Annotated in this window: 1 protein-coding gene; it reads right to left on the bottom strand. The window is 76.1% G+C overall.

All coding sequences use genetic code 11. From position 1 onward, the window contains the following. On the bottom strand, positions 1-255 hold a 255-nt coding region (locus IG69_RS0119710), incomplete at both ends, for a helix-turn-helix domain-containing protein (RefSeq protein ID WP_030529858.1).

Below are 255 nucleotides of genomic sequence, written 5' to 3'. Positions count from 1 at the left end.
CAGGACGCGGCTGACGGTGCGGGCCGGCACGCCCAGCTCGGGCCCGAGCCAGTCCTGCCCGCGGCGGTGCTCGACCCTGGCAGCCAGGATCGCGGCCTCGACCGCTGCGCTGGTGCGGCGTGGGCTCGACCTCGGCCGGGAGGACCGATCCGTCAACCCGGCCTCGCCCTCGGCATCGAAGCGGGCCACCCACCGGTGGGCGCACTGACGCGAGATCCCCATCGCCTTCGCCGCATGAGCCACCGCCCACCCCTG

Origin of the sequence: Phycicoccus jejuensis (assembly GCF_000720925.1) — a bacterium.
GTDB lineage: Bacteria > Actinomycetota > Actinomycetes > Actinomycetales > Dermatophilaceae > Phycicoccus > Phycicoccus jejuensis.
This window is presented reverse-complemented; position numbering and strand designations above follow the sequence as displayed.